This is a genomic window from Streptomyces sp. NPDC028331 (assembly GCF_055565775.1).
In genome coordinates this window covers 320,150-343,054 of record NZ_JBVHTR010000008.1, presented here as the reverse complement: position 1 = coordinate 343,054, position 22,905 = coordinate 320,150, and the positions used below count along the sequence as shown (strand labels likewise).

The window sequence follows — 22,905 nt, the reverse complement described above, 5'->3', positions numbered from 1 at the left end:
CGCGCCGACGGAACCCTGGAAGCCCTGCGGACCCTGCGACCCCATCGCCCCCTGCGCGCCCGTGGAGCCCTGCGCACCCGTGAAACCCTGAGGACCAGTGGAACCCTGCAAGCCCTGAGCACCCTGCGGACCCGTATCACCCTGAGCACCCGTGGCGCCCTGCGCACCGGTCGAGCCCTGTGCGCCGACGGAACCCTGGAAGCCCTGCGGACCCTGCGACCCCATCGCCCCCTGCGCGCCCGTGGAGCCCTGCGCACCCGTGAAACCCTGAGGACCGGTGGAACCCTGGAAACCCTGGGGACCCTCGTCACCGGTGGCCCCCTGAGCGCCCGTGGAGCCCTGCGCGCCCCTGGAGCCCTGCGGACCGGCGGAGCCCTGGAAGCCCTGCGGCCCCTGGGGACCCGCATCCCCCTGCGCCCCGGTGGAACCCTGCGCCCCGCTCGGCCCTTGAGCGCCGACGGAGCCCTGGAAGCCCTGGGCGCCGGTGGCTCCCTGAGCACCCGTGAACCCCTGCGTGCCGGCCGAGCCCTGGAAACCCTGCGGCCCCTGGGAACCCGTGTCCCCTTGGGCGCCGGTGTCCCCTTGGAACCCTTGCGGACCCTGCGCACCGGCGGACCCCTGAGCCCCGGTGTCTCCCTGCGGGCCCTGCGGACCACCGGCGGGACCTGGCGCCCCGGCCTCTCCCTGCGGGCCCTGCGGACCACCGGCGGGGCCTTGCGCGCCGGTCTCTCCCTGCGGGCCTGTCGCACCCTGAGGACCGGTGGACCCCTGGACACCCTGCGTCCCCTGAGGACCCGTCTCCCCCACTCCGGTGGCGCCCTGCGGACCGGTGGCACCCTGCGGACCCAGCGAGCCCTGGAAACCCTGCGGACCCTGTGTGCCCGTATCACCCTGGGCGCCGGTGGAGCCCTGGGTCCCCTGCGGACCCTGCGCACCTGTGGAGCCCTGAACACCGGTCGAGCCCTGCGAGCCGATCGAACCCTGAAAGCCCTGCGGACCCTGTGTGCCTGTATCGCCCTGAGCACCGGTGGAGCCCTGCGCGCCAGTGGAACCCGGCCGGCCGACCGAACCCTGGAACCCCTGCGGGCCCTGCGGGCCTGCATCCCCCTGAGCGCCCGTCGCGCCCTGCGCCCCGGAGGAGCCCTGAGGACCCAACGAACCTTGAAATCCCTGGGGGCCTTGCGGCCCCGCATCCCCCTGAGCGCCGGTGGAGCCCTGCGCGCCGGAGGAACCCTGCGGCCCCAAGGAACCCTGGAAACCCTGCGGACCCTGGGCACCCATATCGCCCTGGGCACCCATCACGCCCTGCGCACCGGAGGAACCCTGCGGACCGGTCGAGCCCTGGAAACCCTGCGACCCCTGCGGCCCCGCATCCCCCTGGGCACCCATCACGCCCTGTGCACCGGAAGAACCCTGCGGACCAGTGGAGCCCTGGAAACCCTGCGACCCCTGCGAGCCCGCCTCCCCCTGAGCACCGGCAGCTCCCTGGGCGCCGGAAGAACCCTGGGGACCCAACGAACCCTGAAAACCCTGCGGACCCTGCGCACCCGCCTCCCCCTGAGCACCGGAGGCGCCCTGCGCACCGGAGGAACCCTGCGGCCCCAACGAACCCTGAAAACCCTGCGGACCCTGCGGACCCGCCTCCCCCTGAGTACCCGTCATGCCCTGTGCACCGGTGGAACCCTGGGCACCGATCGAACCCTGGAAGCCCTGGGCACCCTGCGGGCCGCCGGCTCCCTGAGCACCGGTCAAGCCCTGCGGTCCCGTGGCACCCTCAACACCTGGGGAGCCCTGGAACCCCTGCGGGCCCTGTGCACCTCCGGCCCCTTGAGGTCCGAGCGAGCCCTGCGGACCGGTGGCACCCTGCGCACCGTTCGCCCCTTGGAACCCCTGCGGGCCCGGCAGACCCGGCTCCCCCTGGGCCCCGGTGGAGCCCTGCGCTCCGGTGGAACCCTGAGCACCGGCCGAGCCCTGGAAGCCCTGCGCACCCTGCGCTCCCGCCTCCCCCTGAGTGCCGTCGGCCCCCTGAGGACCGGTCGAGCCCTGTGCGCCGGCAGAGCCCTGCGTCCCGGCGGAACCCTGGAAGCCTTGCGGTCCCTGCGGACCGGTCTCTCCCTGAGCCCCGCTGGAGCCCTGCGGACCGGCGGGCCCCTCGGAACCCTGGGAGCCCTGCCCGCCGGTTGCCCCCTGCGCGCCGGTGGAGCCCTGCGGACCGGCGGAGCCCTGGATCCCGGCGGAACCCTGGAAACCCTGCGGACCTTGCGTTCCCGCCTCTCCCTGCGCTCCAGCAGAACCCTGCGGACCCGTAGAGCCCTGGATCCCGGCCGAGCCTTGGAAACCCTGCGGACCCTGCGTCCCCATCAGGCCCTGCGAGCCCGTGGAGCCCTGCGCTCCGGCAGTGCCCTGAGCCCCCGTGGAGCCTTGGAAGCCCTGCGGACCCTGCCCACCGGTTGCCCCCTGCGGGCCCGTATCTCCGGTCGAGCCCTGAGCGCCGGTCGAGCCCTGGAAGCCCTGCGGGCCCGTGTCCCCAGTCGAGCCCTGGAAACCCTGCGAACCCTGCGGGCCGGCGGACCCCTGCGCTCCGTTCGCGCCCTGAGCCCCGGTCGAACCCTGGAAACCCTGCGAGCCCTGAGCCCCGTTCGAGCCCTGGGGACCTTGCGGACCCGTATCCCCAGTCGAACCCTGGGGACCTTGCGGACCCGTATCCCCAGTCGAACCCTGGGGACCTTGCGGACCCGGATCTCCGGTCGACCCCTGAGCCCCGGTCGAACCCTGGAAACCCTGCGGCCCCGGATCTCCGTAGCCCTGGGAACCCTGGGGCCCCTGCACCCCAGTGCTGCCCTGTACTCCTTGCGCGCCCTGCGCTCCTGGCGCTCCCTGGGGGCCTTGCGGCCCGCGCGATCCATGGGATCCCGAGTCATGCGCATCATGGGAGCCCTGCGAGTCATGTGAGTCATGTGAGTCATGCCCCTGGGGCCCGCGCCCCTGTGACCGACCGGAATCAGGCCCCTGCGGTCCCAAGGAGGCACCCACAGCGCCCTTCGGGCCGGCTGCTCCGCTCACGTGGCCGCCATGCGATCTCTCGAGCGCGTCGGCCACAGCCACCGTTTGGGAGACGAGATTCGAGACCATGGCGACGGCGCTGGCCAATGAAAGCAGGCCGGCGGCCTTGAGGCGAGACCTTCGAAGTGATGTCCGCATGTTCGAGAATCTCCTGCACCGCTCGAAGGAAAAAGGCCAAGTGAGTTCGCGCGCAGGCGAATAGGCGCACACTGTGCCGCCGTGGCCTGAAACCAATATCGACCGGCGACGACTGCATTCAGTCCCTTTGAGGAGCGGCCACCGAAACGTCACCCGGCCAGCCCGCCGCGCAAATGAAAAAGCGTGACCGCATAACCGGACAATCACCCGTCCGTTTCTGGGCCGTCGTACGGCGCCGCGTCCGACCAGCGCCGTGAACGCGCCGAAAAAACGTATCTCTCGACGAACGGCACGAGCCGGTCGATTTCACCCGATTGCACCGGATGGGCGGGCTCGACGGCGCCGATGCGTGAACGCTGATGTGCACATCCCCGGAGGACCCAGAGGAAAGCGAGAACGGCATGACAGCATCCGCGGTCCACGGCATACGTCACCGCACGGGGCGCTTGCGCGTCATGGCGGCGGGATGCGCCGTCGCCGCCCTGTGCACGGCCACGGCGGTCCCGGCCGCAGCGGACAGTGACGCGAGCGGCGCCAAGCCCACCATCGTGCTGGTGCACGGGGCCTTCGCCGACGGCTCGAGCTGGAAGGGGGTGATCGAACGGCTGGAGCGCCGCGGCTACACGGTCATGGCCCCGGCCAACCCACTGCGCGGGCTGTACAGCGACTCCGCCTACATCGCCTCGGTGCTCAAGAGCGTCAAGGGCCCCGTCGTGCTGGCCGGCCACTCCTACGGCGGCGCCGTGATCAGCACGGCCGCGGCCGGCAACCCCCAGGTGAAGTCCCTGGTGTACATCTCGGCGCTGATGCCCGACGTGGGCGAAAGCGGCATGTCGCTGTCCGCCCGCTTCCCCAGCGCCCTCGGCACCGCCACCACCTCCGTGCCCTACCGGGCGGGCGCCGTCAGCGGCACCGACCTGTACCTCAAGCGGGACAAGGTGCATCCGGTCTTCGCCGCCTGCCTGCCGGCGAGCGAGGCGAACCTGCTGGCGGTCACCCAGCGGCCCGCGGCCACCACCGCGTTCTCGGACAAGGCCAAGGTCGCGGCGTGGAGGGACATCCCGTCCTGGGCCCTCGTCGGCCGGCAGGACATGACCATCAACCCGGACCAGGAACGCTTCGAGGCCCAGCGCGCCCACTCCCGCACCGTCGAGATCGACACCTGTCACGTCTCGCTGATCGCCCGCCCCGACGCCGTCGCCGACCTGATCCTCCGGGCCGCCGCCGGCGTCACCTCCGCCGGAAGAGGCACGGCCGAGGCGGGTTCATCGTCGCGGTGAGCGGTGCCGCGGTGCGCCGCCGCCGTTCATCGGCTGCTGCCAGGGGTGGCTTCGTGGGTGGTTCCGGCACGGCGGCGGTAGGCGGCGGGAGTGATGGACAACTCCCGTGCGAAGACCCGGCGGAGACTCTCGTAGCTCGGGAATCCGGCCAAGGACGCCGCTTGGGTGGCGGTGTGTCCCCGCTCGAGGAGGGCCTTGGCGATGTCGAACCGGATCGATTCGACGTACCGGGCCGGCGTGGTGGCCAGCTCGTTCCGGAACAGCCGGGTGAGATGGCGGGGGCTGACGTTGAGTTTCCCGGCCAGGTCGTCAAGGGAGTGGTTGCCCGTGGGATCGGCCATCACCAGGTCGACGACCGTGCGGAGCGCCGGGGAACGGGGTGGCGCGCCCCGCAGGGGAGCGGAGAGCTGTGAGTGGCCGCCCGCGCGTTGCAGGTAGACCACCAGGGCGCGGGCGACGTGACGGCTCAGGTCGGGGCCGTGGTCTTCCTCGACGAGGGCCAGGGCCAGGTCGATGCCGGCGCTGACGCCCGCCGAGGTGTAGGTGCCGCCGTCGCGCACATGGATGGCATCCGGTTCGACACGGATCTTCGGATGCCGGACGGCGAGCTCACGGGCGATCTTCCAGTGGGTGGTGGCACGCTTGCCGTCCAGCAGGCCCGCGGCGGCCAGGACGAACGCTCCGGAGCACACGGAGGCGACTCGACCGGACCGGCCCGCCAGAGCCCTTGCGGCCTCGGTCAGATCGGGCGTGACGGGATCCCTGGGATAGACGTTCCCGCCCGGCACCACGAACGTGTCGAAAGCCGGCTCCGAGGTGGGGTCGCCGTCGACGGTGATGCGTATGCCGGTCGACGAGGTGACGTCGGTGCCGGTCGCCGACAGCAGGACGGTCCGGTAGTCGGCACCCAGTCGATTCGCCTCGGAGAACACCTCCGTGGGGCCGGCGACGTCCAGCAGGGTCACCCCGTCGTAGACGAGGATCGCCACCCGGTGCGTGTGGGAGCTCATGGTCCCCTTCCTCAGGCGTCTGGATCGGGGTGGTTCACGGCCGGACCGAGGTGGCGCCGAGCGCCGGCGGTCGGCACTGTGGGGAAAGGACGAATCACCGCCCATTCGCCGCATGCGACAGGAAAAAAACGGACGTCATGAGTGACATCATCGCAGGCGTGGAAATTCCCGAGACCGCGGCCGTGGCGGAGGCCACCGATTTCCTACTTCAAGAGGGAATTCCTGCAGGTCTTCGTCGAGGGGCTCAAGGACCGCCCGGACACCACCTACGGGACCGTCAACGCGGACGTGCTGGAACATTTCGTTCCCGGTTTCCGCCGCACATCCATGCTCGAGCGCGTCACCAACGCACCCTGGCCGAACTGACGTCGAAGAGACCAGGAGAGAGGAGCCGTCTTGCAGGCCATCACCGTCCATGACCGCAGCGCAGGCGTCGGCGGGCTGACCCTGACGGATCTGCCCTATCCCCATGCGGCTGAGAACGACGTGGTCGTGCGGGTGCATGCCGCGGGCTTCACCCGCGGAGAACTCGACTGGCCTGCGACGTGGTCCGACCGCGCCGGCCGCGATCGCACACCGAGCGTGCCCGGGCACGAGGTGTCGGGTGTGGTGGCGGAACTGGGGTACGGCACCACCGGTCTCACCGTCGGTCAGCGGGTCTTCGGATTGACCGACTGGGCCCGCAACGGCTCTCTGGCCGAGTACGTCGCCGTGGAGGCCCGTAACCTCGCCCCGCTCCCCGCGGACCTCGACCACACGGTGGCGGCCGCGTTGCCGATCTCCGCACTGACCGCCTGGCAGGGCCTGTTCGATCACGCGCGGGTCATGACGGGACAGACCGTCCTGATCCACGGAGCCGCCGGCGGCGTCGGCTCCCTGGCGGTGCAGCTCGCGCACGAGGCCGGAGCCCGCGTGATCGGCACCGGCCGGTCCACCGACCGCGACACCGCCCTCGGGCTGGGCGCGCACGCCTTCCTGGACCTGGAAGCCGACCGGCTGGAGGACGCGGGCGAGGTCGACGTGGTGTTCGACGTGATCGGTGGTGACATCCTCGACCGCTCGGCCGCACTGGTACGCGCCGGCGGCACACTCGTCTCGGTCACCCGGCCGCCCACCGTCCGGCCCGAGGACGGACGAGCGGTCTTCTTCGTCGTGGAACCGGACCGTGCGCGCCTCGCGGACATGGCGCAGCGGCTCCTGGACGGACGGCTCGTCGTGCGGGTCGGCGCGGTGAAACCGCTCGCCGAGGCGGCCGCCGCCTTCGCCCCCGAGCGGCGCGTCGCCGGCAAGACGATCATCCAGGTCGCCCAGGACCAGAGCTGAGGAAGCCGACCTTCCGCGCCCGGCGCCCTCAGCGCTCGCGTTCCTCCGCCGCTGCCGCCTCATCATCGCGCAGAGTGTCGACGAAGAGGCGCCGCTGTGCCGGGGTCAGCGGTGAGCACGCGTCGCCATGTTGCGGCGCCGGGGGCGAGCCAGGCGGCGATCACGTCGTGCTGGTCGGGGGCGATGGCCACGATCCGGCGGCGCCGGTCGGACGGGCCCTCGCGTCGGTCCAGGATGCCTTTCCCGCTCAGTTCCCCGACCACGACGACGACATCCGGGCGGGCTTGCGTCGGATCGTCACGGCGCTCCTCTACCGCCCCTGACGAGCTGAACGCGCCGGGAACAGGGGTCGATAGGCCGCGAGCAACTGCTCGAGCAGAGCGGCGGTGGCTTCGCCGGTCGAGGTCCGCGTCACGACGTTGAACTCCCAGTCGATGCGCTCGTTCAGAGGGACGACTGCGATGCCTTCGCCTGGCGGGATCAGCAGTTCGGGAAGCAGCGCGATGCCGAGGCCGTTGGCGACGAAGACCGGGATCGAGCCGGTCTCGGTCGCCTCGATTGCGACGTCGCGCACCACCCCGCGTGCGCCGAGCGCGGCGTCGAGGACGTCCCGGTTGCCGAAACCGACAGGCGCGTCCACGAAGCGCTCGTTCGCGAGGTCCTTCAGCGTCAGTCCCGCGCGTGATGCGAGTTCATGGTCGGCCGGGAGGATGACCGCGTAGGGCGTTGTGGCGAGCCGGTGCACGGCAAGGCCTGGGCCCGCGGTGGCCGCCGGCAGCCCGTACAAGCTGAGATCGAGCCGCCCCCGCCGCACGGCGTCGGCGAGCTCCGCCGAGCCGGACGAAGACGCGCGCAGTCGGAGGTCGACGAGCGGGTGTTCGCGGTGAAAGGCGCCGATGACGCGCGGGATCGCGAGGTAGCTCACGCTGGAGAACACCCCGATACGCAGTTCCCCCCGCAGTTCGCCTCGCGGGTCGGCTGCGGTGCGGGCGCGCGCCTCGGCGTCGGCGAGCGCGCGAAGCGCAGGCAGCACCGCCTCTCCGGCGGCGGTGATCCGCACCCCTCGCTGGTCTCGCTCGAAGAGCGCAGTGCCGAGCTCTCGTTCCAGCGCCCGAACGCCGGCGGAGACGGTCGACTGTGCTGCGTAGACGCGTTGCGCGGCACGGGTGAAGCTCAGCTCGTCGGCGACCGCGATCGCGTACTCGACCAGTCGGGTCTCCATCTCTCTGTCTCCCGGCACCATCGGTTACGTCGATAACTGTGACCAAGAGTATGCGTTGGACGCGATGACCTGAGGTGTCGAGCATGGAGAAATGACGACAACTGCTGCTCCGGCCCGGACTCCAGCCACCGAACGAATTCCCCATGGGGCGGGGTTCTGGATCATCGCGCTCGCCTTCAGCACCGAGCTCGCGTTCTGCGCCGTCCCGACGCCCCTCTACGCGATCTACCAGCAGCGCGACGGCTTTCCGACGATCGTCCTCACCATCATCTTCGGCGCATACGCGGTCGGGGTCATGCTGAGCCTGTATCTCGCGGGCCATGTCTCCGACTGGCTGGGACGCCGACGCGTGATCCTCGGCTCGCTGCTCATCAACCTGCTGGCCGCGATCCTCTTCCTCGTCTGGAACGACGTCGCCGGCCTCATCGTCGCCCGCTTCATCAGTGGACTCGGCATCGGCATCCTCACCGCCACGGCGACCGCGCACCTCTCCGAGCTCGGTGCAGCGGCCCACCACGCCAAAGGCCGCGTCGCCCTTGTGTCGACCTTCGCAAACCTCGGCGGCATCGGCCTCGGCCCGCTGATCGGCGGGCTCATCGCGACCTGGTCCACGCGACCGCTCATCGCCCCCTACGTGGCCTTCGCCATCCTCCTGGTCGTCGAAGGGATCCTGGTCGCCTTCGTTCCCGAGACGGTTGAGCGCCGTGAGGAGCGCCCTGCCTACCGGCCGCAGCGCGTCGCAGTGCCGGCGGCGGGCAGGGGCGCGTTCTGGGCGGCCGGAGCGGCGGCGTTCGGGGCGTTCGCAGTGTTCGGCACCTTCATGGGACTGTCCTCGACCTTCCTCGTCGGTCTCCTCGGGCTGCACTCGCACCTGCTCGCCGGCCTGTCGCCCTTCGTCGTTTTCATGGCGGCGGCCCTCGCGCAGATCCTCACCGTCCGGCTGGCGATGCGCCCTCAGATCGGGCTCGCCGTCGCACTCGCCGCGCTCGGGCTCGTGAGCATCGGCGTCGCCGCCATCGTCGCCTCGCTTCCGCTCTTCCTCATCGGCGGCGGGGTCGCGGGCGCGGGGATCGGCATCCTGTTCCGAGCCGCCCTCGGCACCGTCGCCGCGGTCGCCGATGCGGAGCGTCGAGGCGAGGCGCTCGCCGGCATCTTCCTCGTCGCCTACGCCGGCATGACCATCCCGCCGCTCCTCACCGCCGGCGCGCTCAGGGTCTGGCCCACGGTCACCGTGGTCGTCGGCCTTGTCACCCTCGCCGCGGTCCTTGTCGCAATCTCCGGCTCGCGGATGGTTCGACGCTGAAACCCACGCCGGGAAGCCACAGGACACCACGTGGATCGAGACCATCCACCCGGGCGAACGTCACTGTGTACGACCGTGGCCCAGGCCGCCGGCCCTCAGACCCGCCCCCGCCGGCGCCTCCATCACCCGGTCGAGTGCCTCGCCCACCTCAGTGCGCGTGACCACTCGAAGCCGGCGTCGGCCCCGCGTTCTTGACCGTCAGAGGCAGCAGCTTCTTGCCGGTCGGGCCGATCTGGATGTGAGTGTCCATCTGCGGGCAGGTGGCTACTCGCAGCCGCGGAACGCTACCTGGAGAGCGTTACCCGCCAGCGCGCGCACCAGTAGAGGTTCACGGCTGGGGCCGGGTTGTGGCGCGTCCCACGCTCATGCAGGTGTACCCGGCACGCGAAAGGGCGGCGGGGTCGAGCATGTTGCGCCCGTCGAGGAGCAGCGGGTTACGCATGGCGGGGCGTGCCTGTTCCCAGTCGACGTCGTAGAGGTGGGCCCATTCGGTGACGATGACGGCAGCGTCGGCGCCGGTGATGGCCTCGATGACGGTCGAGTGCCGTTCTGCGGTGGTCCAGGGGGCCGTGTCGGCGGGGCGTGCCATGGGGTCCCAGCAGGTGAGGGTGGCGCCTTCGGCGAGGAGGCGGGAGGCGAGGACGGTGCTGGGAGCTTCGCGCATGTCGTCGGTGCCGGGCTTGAACGTCATGCCGAGCAGGGCGATGCGCCGCTGGTTGAGGGTGCCGAGTTCGGCCTTGAGCCGCTGGACGGCGCGACGGGGCTGGAGGTCGTTGACCGCGATGACGGCGTTGAGGAGTTGGAAGGAATAGCCGGTGTTGCTGGCCATGGCGCGCAGGGCACGGGAGTCCTTGGGAAAGCAGGATCCACCGTAACCGAGGCCGGCGTTGAGGAAGTGGCGGCCGAGTCGGTGATCCATGCCGATGGCGTCGGCGACGTGAGTGACGTCGGCGCCGGTCGCTTCGCAGACAGTGGCTATCTCGTTGATGAAGGTGATCTTCGTGGCGAGCAGGGCGTTGGCAGCCAGTTTGACCATTTCGGCGGAGGCAACGTCCATCTGCTGCACCGGGCCGTCGATGCCCGCGTGCAACTCGGTCAGCAGTGCGGCGGTGGTGGCGTCGGCGGTGCCGATGACGATGCGGTCCGGGTGCAGGAAGTCGGTGACAGCGCGGCCTTCGGCGGTGAACTCGGGGTTGGAGGCGTAGCCGACGCGCTCAAGGCCGGCTTCGTCGAGAGCGGTTCTGACTCGGGCTCCGGTACCGACCGGGACGGTGGACTTGACCACGACGGCGGTCAGTTGGGATGCGTCCTTGAGAGCGTCGATGACGGCCCAGACGCGGGACAGGTCGGCGTCTCCCGACGCGGTGGGCGGGGTGTCGACGCAGATGTAGGCGACTTGGGCGTCGCGGACGGCTTCGGCGGCGTCCAGCGTGTAGGTCAGGCGCTCTTTGTTCTCGGCAAGGAGGTCACCCAGGCCCGGCTCGTAGATGGGCACGTCGCCGGAGTTCAGCAGACGGATGCGTTCGGGCTGGATGTCGCGGACGGTAACCCGGTGGCCCAGGTGGGCGAAGCAGGCGGCTGTGACCAGTCCGATGTAGCCGGCGCCGAAGACGGCGATGCTGCGGGTGCTGCCCTGCATACGGGACTCCGTTCGTTCTTTCGGGATGAGAAGGGACCTGCGCCGGGCAGGCAGGCGTCAGCACTGGCGGGGCGCGGTGGACCCTGAGATGGGGCGACGCGGTCGAAGTTCCCGCGGATGGCTGCTGCTGGAGCAGACGAAGGCTTGCAAGGCCGTTGCCTGTGGGTGTGCCCCCCTGTGACCAGTCCGTGATGTAATGCGACTTTCAACTATCCGCATGATATACATGCGCCACACACACGATTTTCACTTCTGCCACATCAGACGCTCATACGGGGGGGTTATGTCCGAATACGGGCAACTTGCGCGGGTTGGCGTGTACGTGTATTTCTCCCAGCACATCAGGGGTCGGCTGGACGGCTGGGTGCCTGTCGACGCGGGATCCGTCGTTGGCGCCGACTTTGCGGCGCGCTCCTCGGGTAGGACCCGCATGGTCGCCGCAAGCGTCTCGGCGGACGGCCGGATATGAACCTGCACTTGTCCGGATACGGGACCGCCGTCGGATGTGTCCTTGCGCTCAAGCTCTTGCTGTCCATACCTCGCCCTGGGGGCGGTCGCCGGAAGAGACGCCGCGGGAATGGTCGGGGAGCGAGCCCGCTGACAGTCCACGGCGTCATCACGGTCTACAACGAATCACCGGCCATGCTCCGGCGATGCCTGGAGTCGCTCCTCGCGCAGAAGCGGCCCCTGGGCTCTATCAGCGTTGTGGACGACTGCTCCGCCACGCGAGATGCCGAACAGGTCATCGCAAACCTGCGACAGCAGTTCCACGCAGCCGGAATCCGCATCAACTTGATTCGTTTCCCGGAAAACCGGGGCAAACGGCATGGCTTGGCAGCAGGATTCGCCGATGCCCCCGGCGCTGATGTCTACGTCTGCGTCGACTCCGACACAGTCCTGGACGAGTGGGCCGTGGACGAATTGCTGAGTCCCTTCAGCCACCGTCGGGTCACCTGCGTGACGGGACTCGTCCTCGCTCACAACCGGGCAGTGAACCTGCTCACCCGCCTGATCGACATGCGCTACGTCAACGCCTTTCTCGGCGAACGTGTCGCATACAGCCGGCTCGGCTCCGTCCTATGCGCGTGCGGGTCCCTGGCCGCATACCGCGGATGGGTCGCACGCAAGTACGTTGACGACTTCCTCAACCAGCGCTTTCTCGGTAAGCCCGCCACCTTCGGCGACGACCGCCGCCTGACCTACTACTGCCTGATTGAGGGCCGCTCCCTCATCCAACCCGCCGCGGTCGGCTGGACCGATGTCCCCGAGAAACTCGGCCACTACGTCCGTCAGCAGATTCGCTGGGGCAAGTCGTTCTTCCGTGAGGGAAGCCTCCTGGCTGTCCGCCTGAGATACATCCACCGCACCTTTTGGTGGCTGAATCTTCTGGAACTCGCTACTTGGGTGGCGTTCACCAGCGCTCTGCTCGCTGCGCTGGTCGTCATCGCCATGCACCCCGCCGGCTGGAAGGTCCTGGCGGGATACGCCGGCTACATCTGCCTCATGTCCTGGATCAGGTCCTTGCACTACCTGCGAGGGGCCATCAACATCCCGTTCATCGACCGAATCTTCACCTTCGCCTGCGCCCCGCTGTACGCCCTGCTCAACCTTGGTCTCCTGTTGCCGCTGCGCCTGTACTCTCTGGCCACGCTGAATAAGACGAAGTGGGGCACCAGAGAGAACGGTGCCGAGATCACCAAGGCGGAGGACACGCTGCACGAGGTGCACAGCCCCCATGGGGGCACCCCCGCCGAGGGCGGCGCTCAGGCCGAGGGCATCGGAGACGGCGGGCACGGCCCGGCATCGGTGGAGGCGCTGCAGCCGACGACACCGGTGGAGTCCTATCAGCCACAGAGCGGGCACGCCCCGGCCACGTTTCCCGCGGACCCGTTCCCACCGTACGGCCCGTACCCCCCGGCTCCGTCGCACGCCGGGTCGTACCAGCAAGGCTATGAAGCGGGCGGCCTGATCCCGCTCCAGGCCGTGCCGGACCAGTCCTGGAACGGCTTCGGCAACGAGTGGGACGCGGCCGTGTACGGCACCGGCCCTGAAGCCGCCCCGCAGGCCACCTACCATTCGGACTTCCAAGCCGAAACCTACGAGCGCGGGCGCGCCGCGGTGGTGGAACCGACCGGGATCTGGCCCGGATCAGAGCGCCAAACGCCCTGAGGTAGGAGCTATCGGTGGCCACCGCCTTTCCCACCGGGTCTGTACCCTCCCGGCGACGCAGGTCTTCTAGCTCCCGCCGTGCAAGAACCTTGATCAAGACACTGATCGTGCTGATCATTGTCGCGGCCGGCGGCGTCGGCCTGTCCCACTTGTGGCGCACCTCGCAGCCTCCGCAGCTCACCATCCGGTACAAGGCCGGCACGCCCGCCACGGCGGACGCGACCGAGCCCTGGTTCGAAGTGGTCAACACGTCCAAGAAGAAGGTGAGCCTCTCGGACGTCACCATCCGGTACTACTTCACTCAGGACCGAGCCCCCTCGTTCGCGTACAACTGCCTCGAGGCCTCCATCGGCTGCTCCGACATCTCCGGGACGGTCGTGGCAATGGAAGAGCCGACGTCCAACGCCGACCACTACCTGGAAATCCGGTTCACCGAGGGCGCGGGCAGCTTGGCGGCGGGTGAGAAGGACGGCGCCATAGGACTCCAGTTGTACCGCCCCGACGGCAAGAGGGTGAACCAGCGAAATGACCGCTCCTACGACGCCGCCGACAAGACTTTCCAGCCGTCGAAGCTGTTGACCGCCTACCTGAGGGGAAAGCACGTCTGGGGGGACGAACCCAGCGGCGGCAAGGCTGCCCAAGGCACCTTCACCACCGCGCAGCCGGCACCCCCTTCCGGGGTCGTGTTCGACAACTTCCACTACAGCGGGCCCAACGACCCCGCACTCCACGCCCACGGCTGGATCGTCCGCACAAGCGAGGGCGGCCCCGGCATCCACGACACCTGGTCCGCATCGGGAATCAGCTTCCCGTACGAGAAGACCGCTGAGGGCAGTCAGGCCCTGCAACTGCGTGCCGGCACCGACGGGACGAAGGCCGGAACCAAACAGGCCGAGATAATGACCAGTGGCACAAAATTCCTGACAGGAACGTATGCCGCCCGAATCTATTTCAACGACAAACCCACCAGCGGCACGAACGGCGATCACGTCACCGAGGCCTTCTACGCGATCTCGCCCGACCGTGCCCGCTACAGCGAACTCGACACCGAGTACCAGCCGAACGGCGGCTGGGGCGCGCCGGGACCCAGGCTGGACCTGGTGACGTGGCACAGCAAGGTGGACGGCGACCGGGTCGCGAAGGAGGCCGTCCGCAGCCTCCAAGGCTGGCACACCATCCTGATCACCGCCGCACACGGGAAGGTCACCTACTCCGTCGACGGCCAGAAAATCTTCACCAGTAGTGGCAAGTACTACCCGAGCGTGAACATGTCCGTGAACTTCAACGCGTGGTTCGTCGATCTTCCCTACGAAGGTTCACGCACCTGGGACATGCGGGTCAACTGGTTCTACTACAAAGCCGACGAAACCCAGACTGCAGCGGAAGTGGGAAAGGCCGTAGACGGCCTCTCCCACACCGGAATCAACTACGCCAACACTGTCAAGAAGTGAGACCTGCCTGACCGAGCTCCAGTACGGCATCTACGGGGACGGCCGCGCAGTTACGCACAAGCTGGTACGGAGTCAGAGCCACTCCACCTCGGAAACGATGTGCGGCGAAGTTTCGGGTCCCGGCAGCGGCGTCCGAGCAGACACCGAAGGTGGCGACGGGCGAAGGGCCGAAGCGCCGACCGTGGCCAGCGCAGCCGCCACCGCCAGCGCCTCAACCATTCGGTCGAACGCCTCGCCCACCTCAGTGCGCGTGACCACTCGAAGCCGGTGTCGGCCCTGCGTTCTTGACCGTCAGAGGCAGCAGCTTCTTGCCGGTCGGGCCGATCTGGATGTGGGTGTCCATCTGCGGACACACCCCGCAATCGAAGCAGGGCGTCCAGCGGCAGTCCTCGACCTCCGTCTCGTCGAGGGCGTCCTGCCAGTCCTCCCAGAGCCAGTCCTTGTCGAGGCCCGAGTCGAGGTGGTCCCAGGGGAGGACCTCCTCGTAGGTGCGCTCGCGGGTGGTGTACCAGTCGACGTCCACGCCGTAGGGGGCCAGCGCCTTCTCGGCGCAGGCCATCCAGCGGTCGTAGGAGAAGTGCTCGCGCCAGCCGTCGAAGCGGCCGCCGTCGTCGTAGACCGCGCGGATCACCGCGCCGATCCGGCGGTCGCCGCGCGACAGCAGGCCCTCGACGATGCCCGGCTTGCCGTCGTGGTAGCGGAAGCCGATCGAGCGGCCGTACTTCTTGTCGCCGCGGATCTTGTCCCGCAGCTTCTCCAGGCGCGCGTCCGTCTCCTCGGCCGAGAGCTGGGGCGCCCACTGGAAGGGGGTGTGGGGCTTGGGGACGAAGCCGCCGATCGACACCGTGCAGCGGATGTCGTTGGAGCCCGAGACCTCACGGCCCTTCTGGATCACGCGCGTCGCCATGTCGGCGATCTGGAGGACGTCCTCGTCGGTCTCCGTGGGCAGGCCGCACATGAAGTACAGCTTCACCTGGCGCCAGCCGTTGCCGTAGGCCGTCGCGACGGTCCTGATCAGGTCGTCTTCCGAGACCATCTTGTTGATGACCTTGCGGATGCGTTCCGAGCCGCCCTCGGGGGCGAAGGTAAGGCCGGAGCGGCGGCCGTTGCGGGTCAGCTCGTTCGCCAGGTCGATGTTGAAGGCGTCCACGCGGGTGGAGGGGAGCGAGAGGCCGATCTTGTCGTCCTCGTAGCGGTCGGCCAGGCCCTTGGCGATGTCGCCGATCTCCGAGTGGTCCGCGGAGGAGAGGGAGAGAAGGCCGACCTCTTCGAAGCCCGTGGCCTTCAGGCCCTTGTCGACCATCTCGCCGATGCCGGTGATGGAGCGCTCGCGGACCGGGCGCGTGATCATGCCGGCCTGGCAGAAGCGGCAGCCTCGCGTGCAGCCCCGGAAGATCTCGACCGACATGCGCTCGTGGACCGTCTCCGCGAGGGGGACGAGCGGCTGCTTGGGGTAGGGCCACTCGTCGAGGTCCATCACCGTGTGCTTCGAGACGCGCCACGGGACGCCCGAGCGGTTGGGGACGACGCGGGCGATCCGGCCGTCGGGGAGGTACTCGACGTCGTAGAACGCCGGGACGTACACGCCGCCGGTCTTCGCCAGGCGGAAGAGGAGTTCCTCGCGGCCGCCGGGGCGGCCCTCCGCCTTCCAGGCGCGGATGATCTTGCTGACCTCCAGGACCGCCTGCTCGCCGTCGCCGATCACGGCGCAGTCGATGAAGTCCGCGATCGGCTCGGGGTTGAAGGCCGCGTGGCCGCCCGCCATGACGATCGGGTCGTCCAGGGTGCGGTCCTTGGACTCCAGGGGGATGCCGGCGAGGTCCAGGGCGGTGAGCATGTTCGTGTAGCCCAGCTCCGTGGAGAAGCTGATGCCGAGCACGTCGAAGGCCTTCACCGGGCGGTGGCTGTCGACGGTGAACTGCGGGACGGCGTGCTCCCGCATCAGCGCCTCCAGGTCCGGCCACACGCTGTAGGTGCGCTCGGCGAGGACGCCCTCCTGCTCGTTGAGGACCTCGTAGAGGATCTGGACGCCCTGGTTGGGCAGGCCGACCTCGTAGGCGTCGGGATACATGAGCGCCCAACGGACGTCGCACTCGTCCCACGCCTTGACGGTGGAGTTCAGCTCGCCGCCCACGTACTGGATCGGCTTCTGCACATGTGGCAGCAGAGCTTCGAGCTGCGGGAACACCGATACGGCGGTTTCGGCAGACATCTCGCGACTTTCGTGAGCTGGACGGAACTGACAGGGGTGACCATCTAGCCTAACGCGGCCCGGGCACCTCCTCGGACGCCCGGAGGACGGGGGCGGGCCGTGGTCCGTCCGTCTCGGGCGCCGACCGCCCGTTTCGCTCAGAGGTCCGCTTCCGCCTCCACCGCCCGCCAGGCCTCCGGCAGCGCCGCCTCCGCCGCGGCCGCCCGCTGTTCCTCCCGGCCGTGCAGGACGCCGTAGGTGAACGTGCTCTCCCCCGCCTTGTGCGCCTGGGCCGACAGCTCCCGCAGGGCGATCCGGGCCATCACGCTGTCCTGGTGGTCGCCGAGCAGGGTCTGCAGGGACTTCATCGCCGTGGCCAGGGCCTCGGCGGGGCGGCCGAGGGCCGGTGCGGCGGCCTCGGCGGCGTACCGGGTGCGCTTGGCCTTCTTGCGGGCCTCGTGGATGGCGAGGTCGCGGTCGTCGCCCGGTGGCAGGTCCAGGGCCCGGCCGATCAGGTCGGCGACCTGCCGGAGGTCCTTCCGTACGGCCTTGGCGATCACCTTGGACGGTTTCCCGGCGGCCGCCTTCAGCAGGGGCGGGTCGGCGATCAGGGCGTCCAGCGCGTTCAGCAGCCGGAGGTGGCGTTCGCCGTCGAGGACCGCGATCAGGCGGCGCCGGGAGCCGCCGCGCCGCGCGGTGGACCAGGTGCGCAGGCGGTTGCGGACCGGGCCGACGACCAGGTGGCGGGGCAGTGCGGTGACGGCGGCCGTCAGGCGTTCGGTCAGCACCTCCTGGTCGCGGTCCGCGCCCAGCTCGCCGGCCAGCCACTTCAGCTCGTCGGCGAGGGGGGTGGTGACGGCGGGGTCGAGGACCTTGGCGTAGGAGCGGAGTGTGCTGCGCAGCCGGCGGGTGGCCACGCGCAGGGCGTGTACGGAGTCGAAGGCGTCCTGGCGTACCGCGGGGTCGAGGGCGACGATGGCGTCCCGCTGGGCGCGGACGTAGGCGAGGACGTGGTCGCCCGCGGTGACCGGCGGTGGCTGCTCGCCGGTCGCGGGGCGGCCGCCGGTTTCCTGCAGGGCTCTGGCGAGCTTCGAGGGGGACGGTGAGCGGCGCACTCCGGCCTTGCGGAGCTTTTTCTCCACCTTGTCGAGGAAGCGGGGGTCGCCGTCGTCCGCGAGTTCGACCTCGATCTCGGTCCAGGCCGCGGTGCCCGTGCCGGTGCCGCCGCCGATCCGCTCGGCGCGGACGTGGTCGAGGCTGACCTCGGCGAGCAGGGCGCCGTCGGCGTCGACGAGGTGGCGGATGTGGCGGGCGGAGCGCAGGCGTACGAGGGGGACGAGGGGGGTGTCGCGGACGCGGGAGCGGACGAGGGCGGACAGGGAGCGGGGGACGGTGTCGGAGAGGGGGGCGCGGATCTCGTCGCGGACGCCGTCGGCGACCGGCAGTTTGAGGTGCCAGCCGGCGTCGTCGCCTCCGGTGCGGCGGCGCAGGGTCAGACGGGCGCGGGCCAGGCGTTCGTCGGCCGTGTCGTAGTAGGTGGCGTCGAGTTCGGCGACGCCCTTGTCGATGACGGCCGAGACGCCCGGGACGCCGGTCAGGTCGGGCAGTTCGTCCCCGGCTGCGGCCTCGTACTTGCGCTCGATCTCACGCTTGGTGTCCGCCATGACCCGAATCTAGTAGGGGCGGGGGCGGGAGGACAGAGCCCGTCCGGCGTTCGAGGGCGAGGACAAGGCCGAGGCCGAGGACGAGGACGAGGGCGAGGACGGCAGGCGGATCGGGGTGGCCCGGGGGCGGGCCCCCGGGGACGGCCACCCGACCGGCCCGCACCGCACAGCCGACCTGTACGACCACCCCGCACCGCCCAACCGACCTGCACAACCGCCCCGCACGGCGAACCGGCCCGACCGCCGGAGGCCTACGCCGACATCGGCCGTTGCACCCGGATGGACTGCAGCAGCCCCACCGCCATCCAGACGGCGAACATCGAGGAGCCGCCGTAGGACACGAACGGCAGCGGCAGGCCCGCGACCGGCATGATGCCGAGGGTCATGCCGATGTTCTCGAAGGCCTGGAAGGCGAACCAGGCGATGATGCCGGCGGCGACGATCGTGCCGTAGAGCTCGGTCGTCTCGCGGGCGATCCGGCAGGCCCGCCACAGGACGACGCCGAGCAGGACGAGGATGAGGCCGGCGCCGAGGAAGCCCAGTTCCTCGCCGGCGACCGTGAAGACGAAGTCGGTCTGCTGTTCGGGGACGAACTGGCCCGTGGTCTGGGAGCCGTGGAACAGCCCCGCGCCGGTCAGTCCGCCGGAGCCGATGGCGATGCGCGCCTGGTTGGTGTTGTAGCCGACGCCGGAGGGATCGAGGTCGGGGTTGGCGAAGGCGGCGAAGCGGTTGATCTGGTACTGGTCCAGGATGTGGAGCTGCCAGACGGCGACCGCGCCCAGGGCGCCGGCGGTGAGCAGTCCGAAGATCCAGCGGTTGGAGGCGCCTGAGGCGAGCAGTACGCCCAGCACGATGACCGCCATGACCATCGTCGAGCCGAGGTCCGGCATGAGCATGACGACCATCATGGGAACCGCCGCCAGCCCCAGGGACTGCGCCACCGTCCGGTGGTCGGGGTGCTCCTTGTCGCCCGCGTCGACCCGGGCCGCGAGCAGCATCGCCATGCCCAGGATGATCGTGATCTTCAGGAACTCGGAGGGCTGGAGGGAGAAGCCGCCGCCGAAGACGATCCAGTTGCGGTTGCCGTTGATGGTGGCGCCGAGCGGGGTGAGCACCAGCAGGGCCAGGAACAGCGAGAAGCCGTAGAGGATCGGCACGGCGGTGCGCAGGGTGCGGTGGCCGAGCCAGATCGTGCCGATCATCAGGGCGATCCCGATCCCGGTGTTCATCAGGTGCCGGATCAGGAAGTAGTACGGGTCGCCCTGGTTGATCTCGGTCCGGTTGCGGGTGGCCGAGTAGACGAGGGCCGTGCCGATCAGGGACAGGGACAGGGCCGACAGCAGTATCGGCCAGTCGAGGCGGCGGGCCAGACCGTCGCGGGCGAAGATCCGCGTCCAGCCGGCCCGCTCGGGCCCGTACCCGGAGACGGAGAAGTTGTTCGCTCCGGTCACGACAGGATCCTCCGCCTCTTCTTCGGGCGGGCCGTGCGCCGTCGGGTGTTCCGGTTGCTCGCGGTGGGCGACGGCGCGGTGGCCGCCGGGTTGTCGGCGGGCGACGTCTGTCCGGGCGACGGGCCGGCCTGGTTGGCGTTGGGGTCGTACTTCTCGATCTTCGGGGAGACGATCGAGCCGTCGGGCTGGATCTTGGGCAGGCCCTGCTGCGGGGTGTACAGCAGCGCCTTCTTCTTGTCGATCGAACCGTCCGACTGCACGCCGTACAGGGCGTTGTAGATGTTGTGGACGGCCTGACCGGAGGCGCCGGAACCGGTACCGGCCTGGGAGATCGTCATCACGACCGCGTAGTCCTTGGAGAACGTGGCCAGCCACGAGGTGGTCTGCTTGCCGTAGACCTCGGCGGTACCGGTCTTGGCGTGCAGCGGGATCTTGTCCTGCGGCCAGCCGCCGAACTTCCAGGCGGCGGTACCGCGGGTGACGACGCCCGCGAGGGCCTCCTCCATGACGTCCCGCGTCTTGGCGTCGATCGGCAGCCTGCCGTGCGACTTGGGCTTGATCTCGGTGACCTTCTTGCCGTCGGGGCTGATGACCGCCTTGCCGATGGTCGGGTTCCACAGGGTGCCGCCGTTGGAGATCGCCGAGTACATGACGGCCTCCTGGATCGGGGTCAGGAGGGTGTCACCCTGGCCGATGGAGTAGTTGATCTCGTCACCCTCGCGCATCTTGTTGCCCTCGAGGCAGTTCTCGTACGCGATCTTCTCGACGTAACTGCCGTCCTTCTTGCCGGTCTTGCACCAGGAGTCCTTGTTGGCCTCCCAGTACTTCTGCTTCCACTGGCGGTCGGGGACGCGGCCGGAGACCTCGTTGGGCAGGTCGATCCCGGTGGGCTTGCCGAGGCCGAACTGGTGGGCGGTCTTGAAGAACCAGTCCTTGGGCTGCCCCTTCTTGGGGTTGATGCCGCCGTCCTTCTTCCACTCGTTGTCCGCGAGGCCGTAGAAGACGGTGTCGCAGGAGACCTCCAGGGCGCGGCCGAGGGAGATCGGGCCGAAGTTCTCCCCCTCGAAGTTCTTGAAGACCTGGCCGCCGACCGAGTAGGAGCTCGTGCACGGGTAGTGGCCGTCGAAGTCGTAGCCGGCCTGGATCGCGGCGGCCGTGGAGACCACCTTGAAGGTGGAGCCGGGCGCCGACTGGCCCTGGATGGCCCGGTTGAGCAGCGGGTAGTCGGAGTCCTTGCCGGTGAGCTTCTGGTAGTCCTTGGCGGAGATGCCGCCGACCCACACGTTCGGGTCGTACGTCGGCGCGGACGCCATGGCGACGACCCGGCCGGTCTTGGCCTCCATCACGACGACGGCACCGGAGTCCGCCTTGTAGTTCTCGCCGGTGATCTTGTCGAACTGGGTGCGGGCGGCCTTCATCGCCGCGTCCAGCTCGTACTCGGCGACCCGCTGGACCCGGGCGTCGATGCTGGTGACCAGGTTGGAGCCGGGCTCGGCGGCGTCGGACTTGGCCTTGCCGATGACGCGGCCGAGGTTGTCGACCTCATAGCGGGTGACGCCGGCCTTGCCGCGCAGCACCTTGTCGTACTGGCGCTCGAGGCCGGAGCGGCCCACCATGTCGGAGCGCAGATAGGGCGAGTCGGTGTTCTTGGCCTGCTGGATCTCCTGGTCCGTGACCGGCGAGAGGTAGCCGAGCACCTGCGCGGTGTTGGCGTCGCCGGGGCTCGGGTAGCGGCGCACGGCCTCCGGCTCGGCGGTGATGCCGGGGAAGTCCTCGGAGCGCTCGCGGATCTGCAGGGCCTGGCGGGCGGTGGCCTCGTCGGTGATGGGGATCGGCTGGTACGGGGAGCCGTTCCAGCAGGGCTGGGGCGTCTTGGCGTCGCACAGCCGGACCTTGTCCATCACGTCGTGCGGCTTCATGCCCAGCACGCCGGCCAGCTTGGTGAGGACGGCCTTGCCGCCGTCCTTCATCTTCATCAGGTCGGTGCGGGAGGCGGAGACGACGAGCTTGGTCTCGTTGTCGGCGAGCGGGACGCCGCGCGCGTCCAGGATCTCACCGCGCACGGCGGGCTGGACGACCTGCTGGACGTGGTTGCCTGACGCCTCCTTCTGGTACTGGGCGCCCTCGCGGATCTGCAGGTACCACAGGCGCCCGCCCAGGGTGCCGAGGAGGGAGAAGACGAGGATCTGGATGACGACGAGCCGGATCTGGACGCGTGGGGTCCGTCCCGTCTCGGGGATGTTGGTCACTGCTACCGCCCCCTCTCAGTGCACGTACGCGTCATACGAGTACACGGTCGGCCTGTGCGGCCGGGCCGCCGGTTCGCGGGTCCTCACAGCCGCTTGACCCCCTTGATGCGCCCCGCGCGGGCCACCCGGGCCTTGGCGGCTCTGACCCTCAGGCCGCTGCGCTGGCTGCCGATGCGCAGCCCGGTGCCGGAGGAGAGCCAGCCGGAGGAGACGTCGGCCGCCTTGGCGGAGTTGGTCTCGGCGAGCGGGTCGTTGTCGACGCGGCGGGCCAGGGCCATGATGCCCGGGACCACGAAGGGCGCGAGCAGCAGGTCGTACAGCGCGGCCGTGAACAGCAGGCTCGGCAGGCCCACGTGGCGGGCGGCGGTGTCGCCGACGAGGGCGCCCACGCCCGCGTAGAGCAGGGTGGAGCCGATCGCGGCGGCGACCACCACGACCATGGGGCCGCTGGCGGACTTCAGGCGTCCGTTCTCCGGCTTGGCGAGTCCGGCGAGGTAGCCGATGACGCACAGCACGAGGGCGTAGCGGCCGGCGGCGTGGTCGGCGGGCGGGGCCAGGTCGGACAGCAGGCCCGCGCCGAAGCCGACGAGGCAGCCGCCGACGTGGCCGTAGACGAGGGCGAGGCCGACGACGGTCAGCAGTACCAGGTCCGGGACGGCGCCGGGCAGGTGCAGACGGGCGAGGACGCTCACCTGGATCACCAGGGCGACGAGGACCAGGGGGGTGGCGAGCAGCATCCGGTTGAGGCGCAT

General features: G+C 69.8%; 14 protein-coding genes. 6 read left to right on the top strand and 8 right to left on the bottom strand.

The genetic code is table 11. The features are described from left to right. The first annotated feature begins 3,602 nt into the window (after nucleotides 1–3,602). Nucleotides 3,603–4,481 (top strand): alpha/beta fold hydrolase, encoded by an 879-nt coding sequence (locus ACZ4SW_RS15300; protein WP_468242646.1) that lies wholly within the window; start codon nucleotides 3,603–3,605, stop codon nucleotides 4,479–4,481. A gap of 26 nt (nucleotides 4,482–4,507) precedes the next feature. Here the strand turns inward: ACZ4SW_RS15300 and ACZ4SW_RS15295 are convergent, their stop codons facing one another. After that, on the bottom strand, nucleotides 4,508–5,491 hold the full coding sequence (locus ACZ4SW_RS15295) for a GlxA family transcriptional regulator (RefSeq protein ID WP_468242643.1): 984 nt from the start codon (nucleotides 5,489–5,491) through the stop codon (nucleotides 4,508–4,510). Nucleotides 5,492–5,632: 141 nt separating this feature from the next. Here ACZ4SW_RS15295 and ACZ4SW_RS15290 point away from each other — a divergent pair, with 141 nt between their 5' ends. Together ACZ4SW_RS15290 and ACZ4SW_RS15285 are read left to right on the top strand one after the other, a co-directional pair. Further along, the gene (locus ACZ4SW_RS15290; protein ID WP_468242641.1) at nucleotides 5,633–5,857 is read left to right on the top strand and encodes a hypothetical protein; all 225 of its coding nucleotides are present in this window, start codon (nucleotides 5,633–5,635) and stop codon (nucleotides 5,855–5,857) included. 30 nt (nucleotides 5,858–5,887) lie between these two features. Next, entirely contained in the window at nucleotides 5,888–6,814 is a 927-nt protein-coding gene (locus tag ACZ4SW_RS15285) for an NADP-dependent oxidoreductase (protein ID WP_468242639.1), read from the top strand. A gap of 310 nt (nucleotides 6,815–7,124) precedes the next feature. Here the strand turns inward: ACZ4SW_RS15285 and ACZ4SW_RS15280 are convergent, their stop codons facing one another. Further along, complete coding sequence (locus ACZ4SW_RS15280) at nucleotides 7,125–8,036, bottom strand: LysR family transcriptional regulator (protein WP_468242636.1); 912 nt, start codon at nucleotides 8,034–8,036, stop codon at nucleotides 7,125–7,127. Between the two features lie 91 nt (nucleotides 8,037–8,127). Between ACZ4SW_RS15280 and ACZ4SW_RS15275 the strand changes: the two genes are divergently transcribed. After that, a complete protein-coding gene (locus ACZ4SW_RS15275; protein ID WP_468242634.1) occupies nucleotides 8,128–9,339 on the top strand; it encodes an MFS transporter in 1,212 nt (403 codons plus the stop codon). A 328-nt stretch (nucleotides 9,340–9,667) separates the two neighbouring features. Here the strand turns inward: ACZ4SW_RS15275 and ACZ4SW_RS15270 are convergent, their stop codons facing one another. Continuing rightward, the gene (locus tag ACZ4SW_RS15270) at nucleotides 9,668–10,978 is read right to left on the bottom strand and encodes a UDP-glucose dehydrogenase family protein (protein WP_468242632.1); all 1,311 of its coding nucleotides are present in this window, start codon (nucleotides 10,976–10,978) and stop codon (nucleotides 9,668–9,670) included. A gap of 465 nt (nucleotides 10,979–11,443) precedes the next feature. Between ACZ4SW_RS15270 and ACZ4SW_RS15265 the strand changes: the two genes are divergently transcribed. Then, nucleotides 11,444–13,147, top strand: coding sequence for a glycosyltransferase (locus ACZ4SW_RS15265; protein ID WP_468242629.1), 1,704 nt, complete (start codon nucleotides 11,444–11,446; stop codon nucleotides 13,145–13,147). An 89-nt stretch (nucleotides 13,148–13,236) separates the two neighbouring features. Further along, the gene (locus tag ACZ4SW_RS15260) at nucleotides 13,237–14,598 is read left to right on the top strand and encodes a cellulose binding domain-containing protein (RefSeq protein WP_468242627.1); all 1,362 of its coding nucleotides are present in this window, start codon (nucleotides 13,237–13,239) and stop codon (nucleotides 14,596–14,598) included. A gap of 241 nt (nucleotides 14,599–14,839) precedes the next feature. Here ACZ4SW_RS15260 and ACZ4SW_RS15255 read toward each other — a convergent pair whose 3' ends face one another. From ACZ4SW_RS15255 to mreD, 5 genes are all read right to left on the bottom strand, one after another. Then, nucleotides 14,840–16,810 carry a TIGR03960 family B12-binding radical SAM protein gene (locus ACZ4SW_RS15255; RefSeq protein WP_468242624.1) on the bottom strand — a complete coding sequence of 657 codons (1,971 nt, stop codon included), beginning with the start codon at nucleotides 16,808–16,810 and terminating at the stop codon, nucleotides 14,840–14,842. 137 nt (nucleotides 16,811–16,947) lie between these two features. Beyond that, entirely contained in the window at nucleotides 16,948–18,453 is a 1,506-nt protein-coding gene (locus tag ACZ4SW_RS15250; RefSeq protein ID WP_468242621.1) for a CYTH and CHAD domain-containing protein, read from the bottom strand. Nucleotides 18,454–18,704: 251 nt separating this feature from the next. After that, nucleotides 18,705–19,904: a rod shape-determining protein RodA gene (gene rodA / locus ACZ4SW_RS15245; protein WP_468242619.1), complete on the bottom strand. Its 1,200-nt coding sequence runs from the start codon at nucleotides 19,902–19,904 to the stop codon at nucleotides 18,705–18,707. Continuing rightward, nucleotides 19,901–22,153 (bottom strand): penicillin-binding protein 2, encoded by a 2,253-nt coding sequence (gene mrdA / locus ACZ4SW_RS15240; protein WP_468242616.1) that lies wholly within the window; start codon nucleotides 22,151–22,153, stop codon nucleotides 19,901–19,903. Before mrdA ends, rodA begins: the two co-directional genes overlap by 4 nt. Nucleotides 22,154–22,236: 83 nt before the next feature. Continuing rightward, the gene (gene mreD, locus ACZ4SW_RS15235) at nucleotides 22,237–22,905 is read right to left on the bottom strand and encodes a rod shape-determining protein MreD (RefSeq protein WP_468242614.1); all 669 of its coding nucleotides are present in this window, start codon (nucleotides 22,903–22,905) and stop codon (nucleotides 22,237–22,239) included.

Excerpts from the sequence above, each read along its gene's own strand:
- ACZ4SW_RS15300 (WP_468242646.1), top strand. The coding sequence starts at position 3,603 with ATGACAGCATCCGCGGTCCACGGCATACGTCACCGCACGGGGCGCTTG.
- ACZ4SW_RS15295 (WP_468242643.1), bottom strand. The coding sequence starts at position 5,491 with ATGAGCTCCCACACGCACCGGGTGGCGATCCTCGTCTACGACGGGGTG.
- ACZ4SW_RS15280 (WP_468242636.1), bottom strand. The coding sequence starts at position 8,036 with ATGGAGACCCGACTGGTCGAGTACGCGATCGCGGTCGCCGACGAGCTG.
- ACZ4SW_RS15275 (WP_468242634.1), top strand. The coding sequence starts at position 8,128 with ATGACGACAACTGCTGCTCCGGCCCGGACTCCAGCCACCGAACGAATT.
- ACZ4SW_RS15270 (WP_468242632.1), bottom strand. The coding sequence starts at position 10,978 with ATGCAGGGCAGCACCCGCAGCATCGCCGTCTTCGGCGCCGGCTACATC.
- ACZ4SW_RS15265 (WP_468242629.1), top strand. The coding sequence starts at position 11,444 with ATGAACCTGCACTTGTCCGGATACGGGACCGCCGTCGGATGTGTCCTT.
- ACZ4SW_RS15255 (WP_468242624.1), bottom strand. The coding sequence starts at position 16,810 with ATGTCTGCCGAAACCGCCGTATCGGTGTTCCCGCAGCTCGAAGCTCTG.
- ACZ4SW_RS15250 (WP_468242621.1), bottom strand. The coding sequence starts at position 18,453 with ATGGCGGACACCAAGCGTGAGATCGAGCGCAAGTACGAGGCCGCAGCC.
- mreD (WP_468242614.1), bottom strand. The coding sequence starts at position 22,905 with ATGCGCCTCAACCGGATGCTGCTCGCCACCCCCCTGGTCCTCGTCGCC.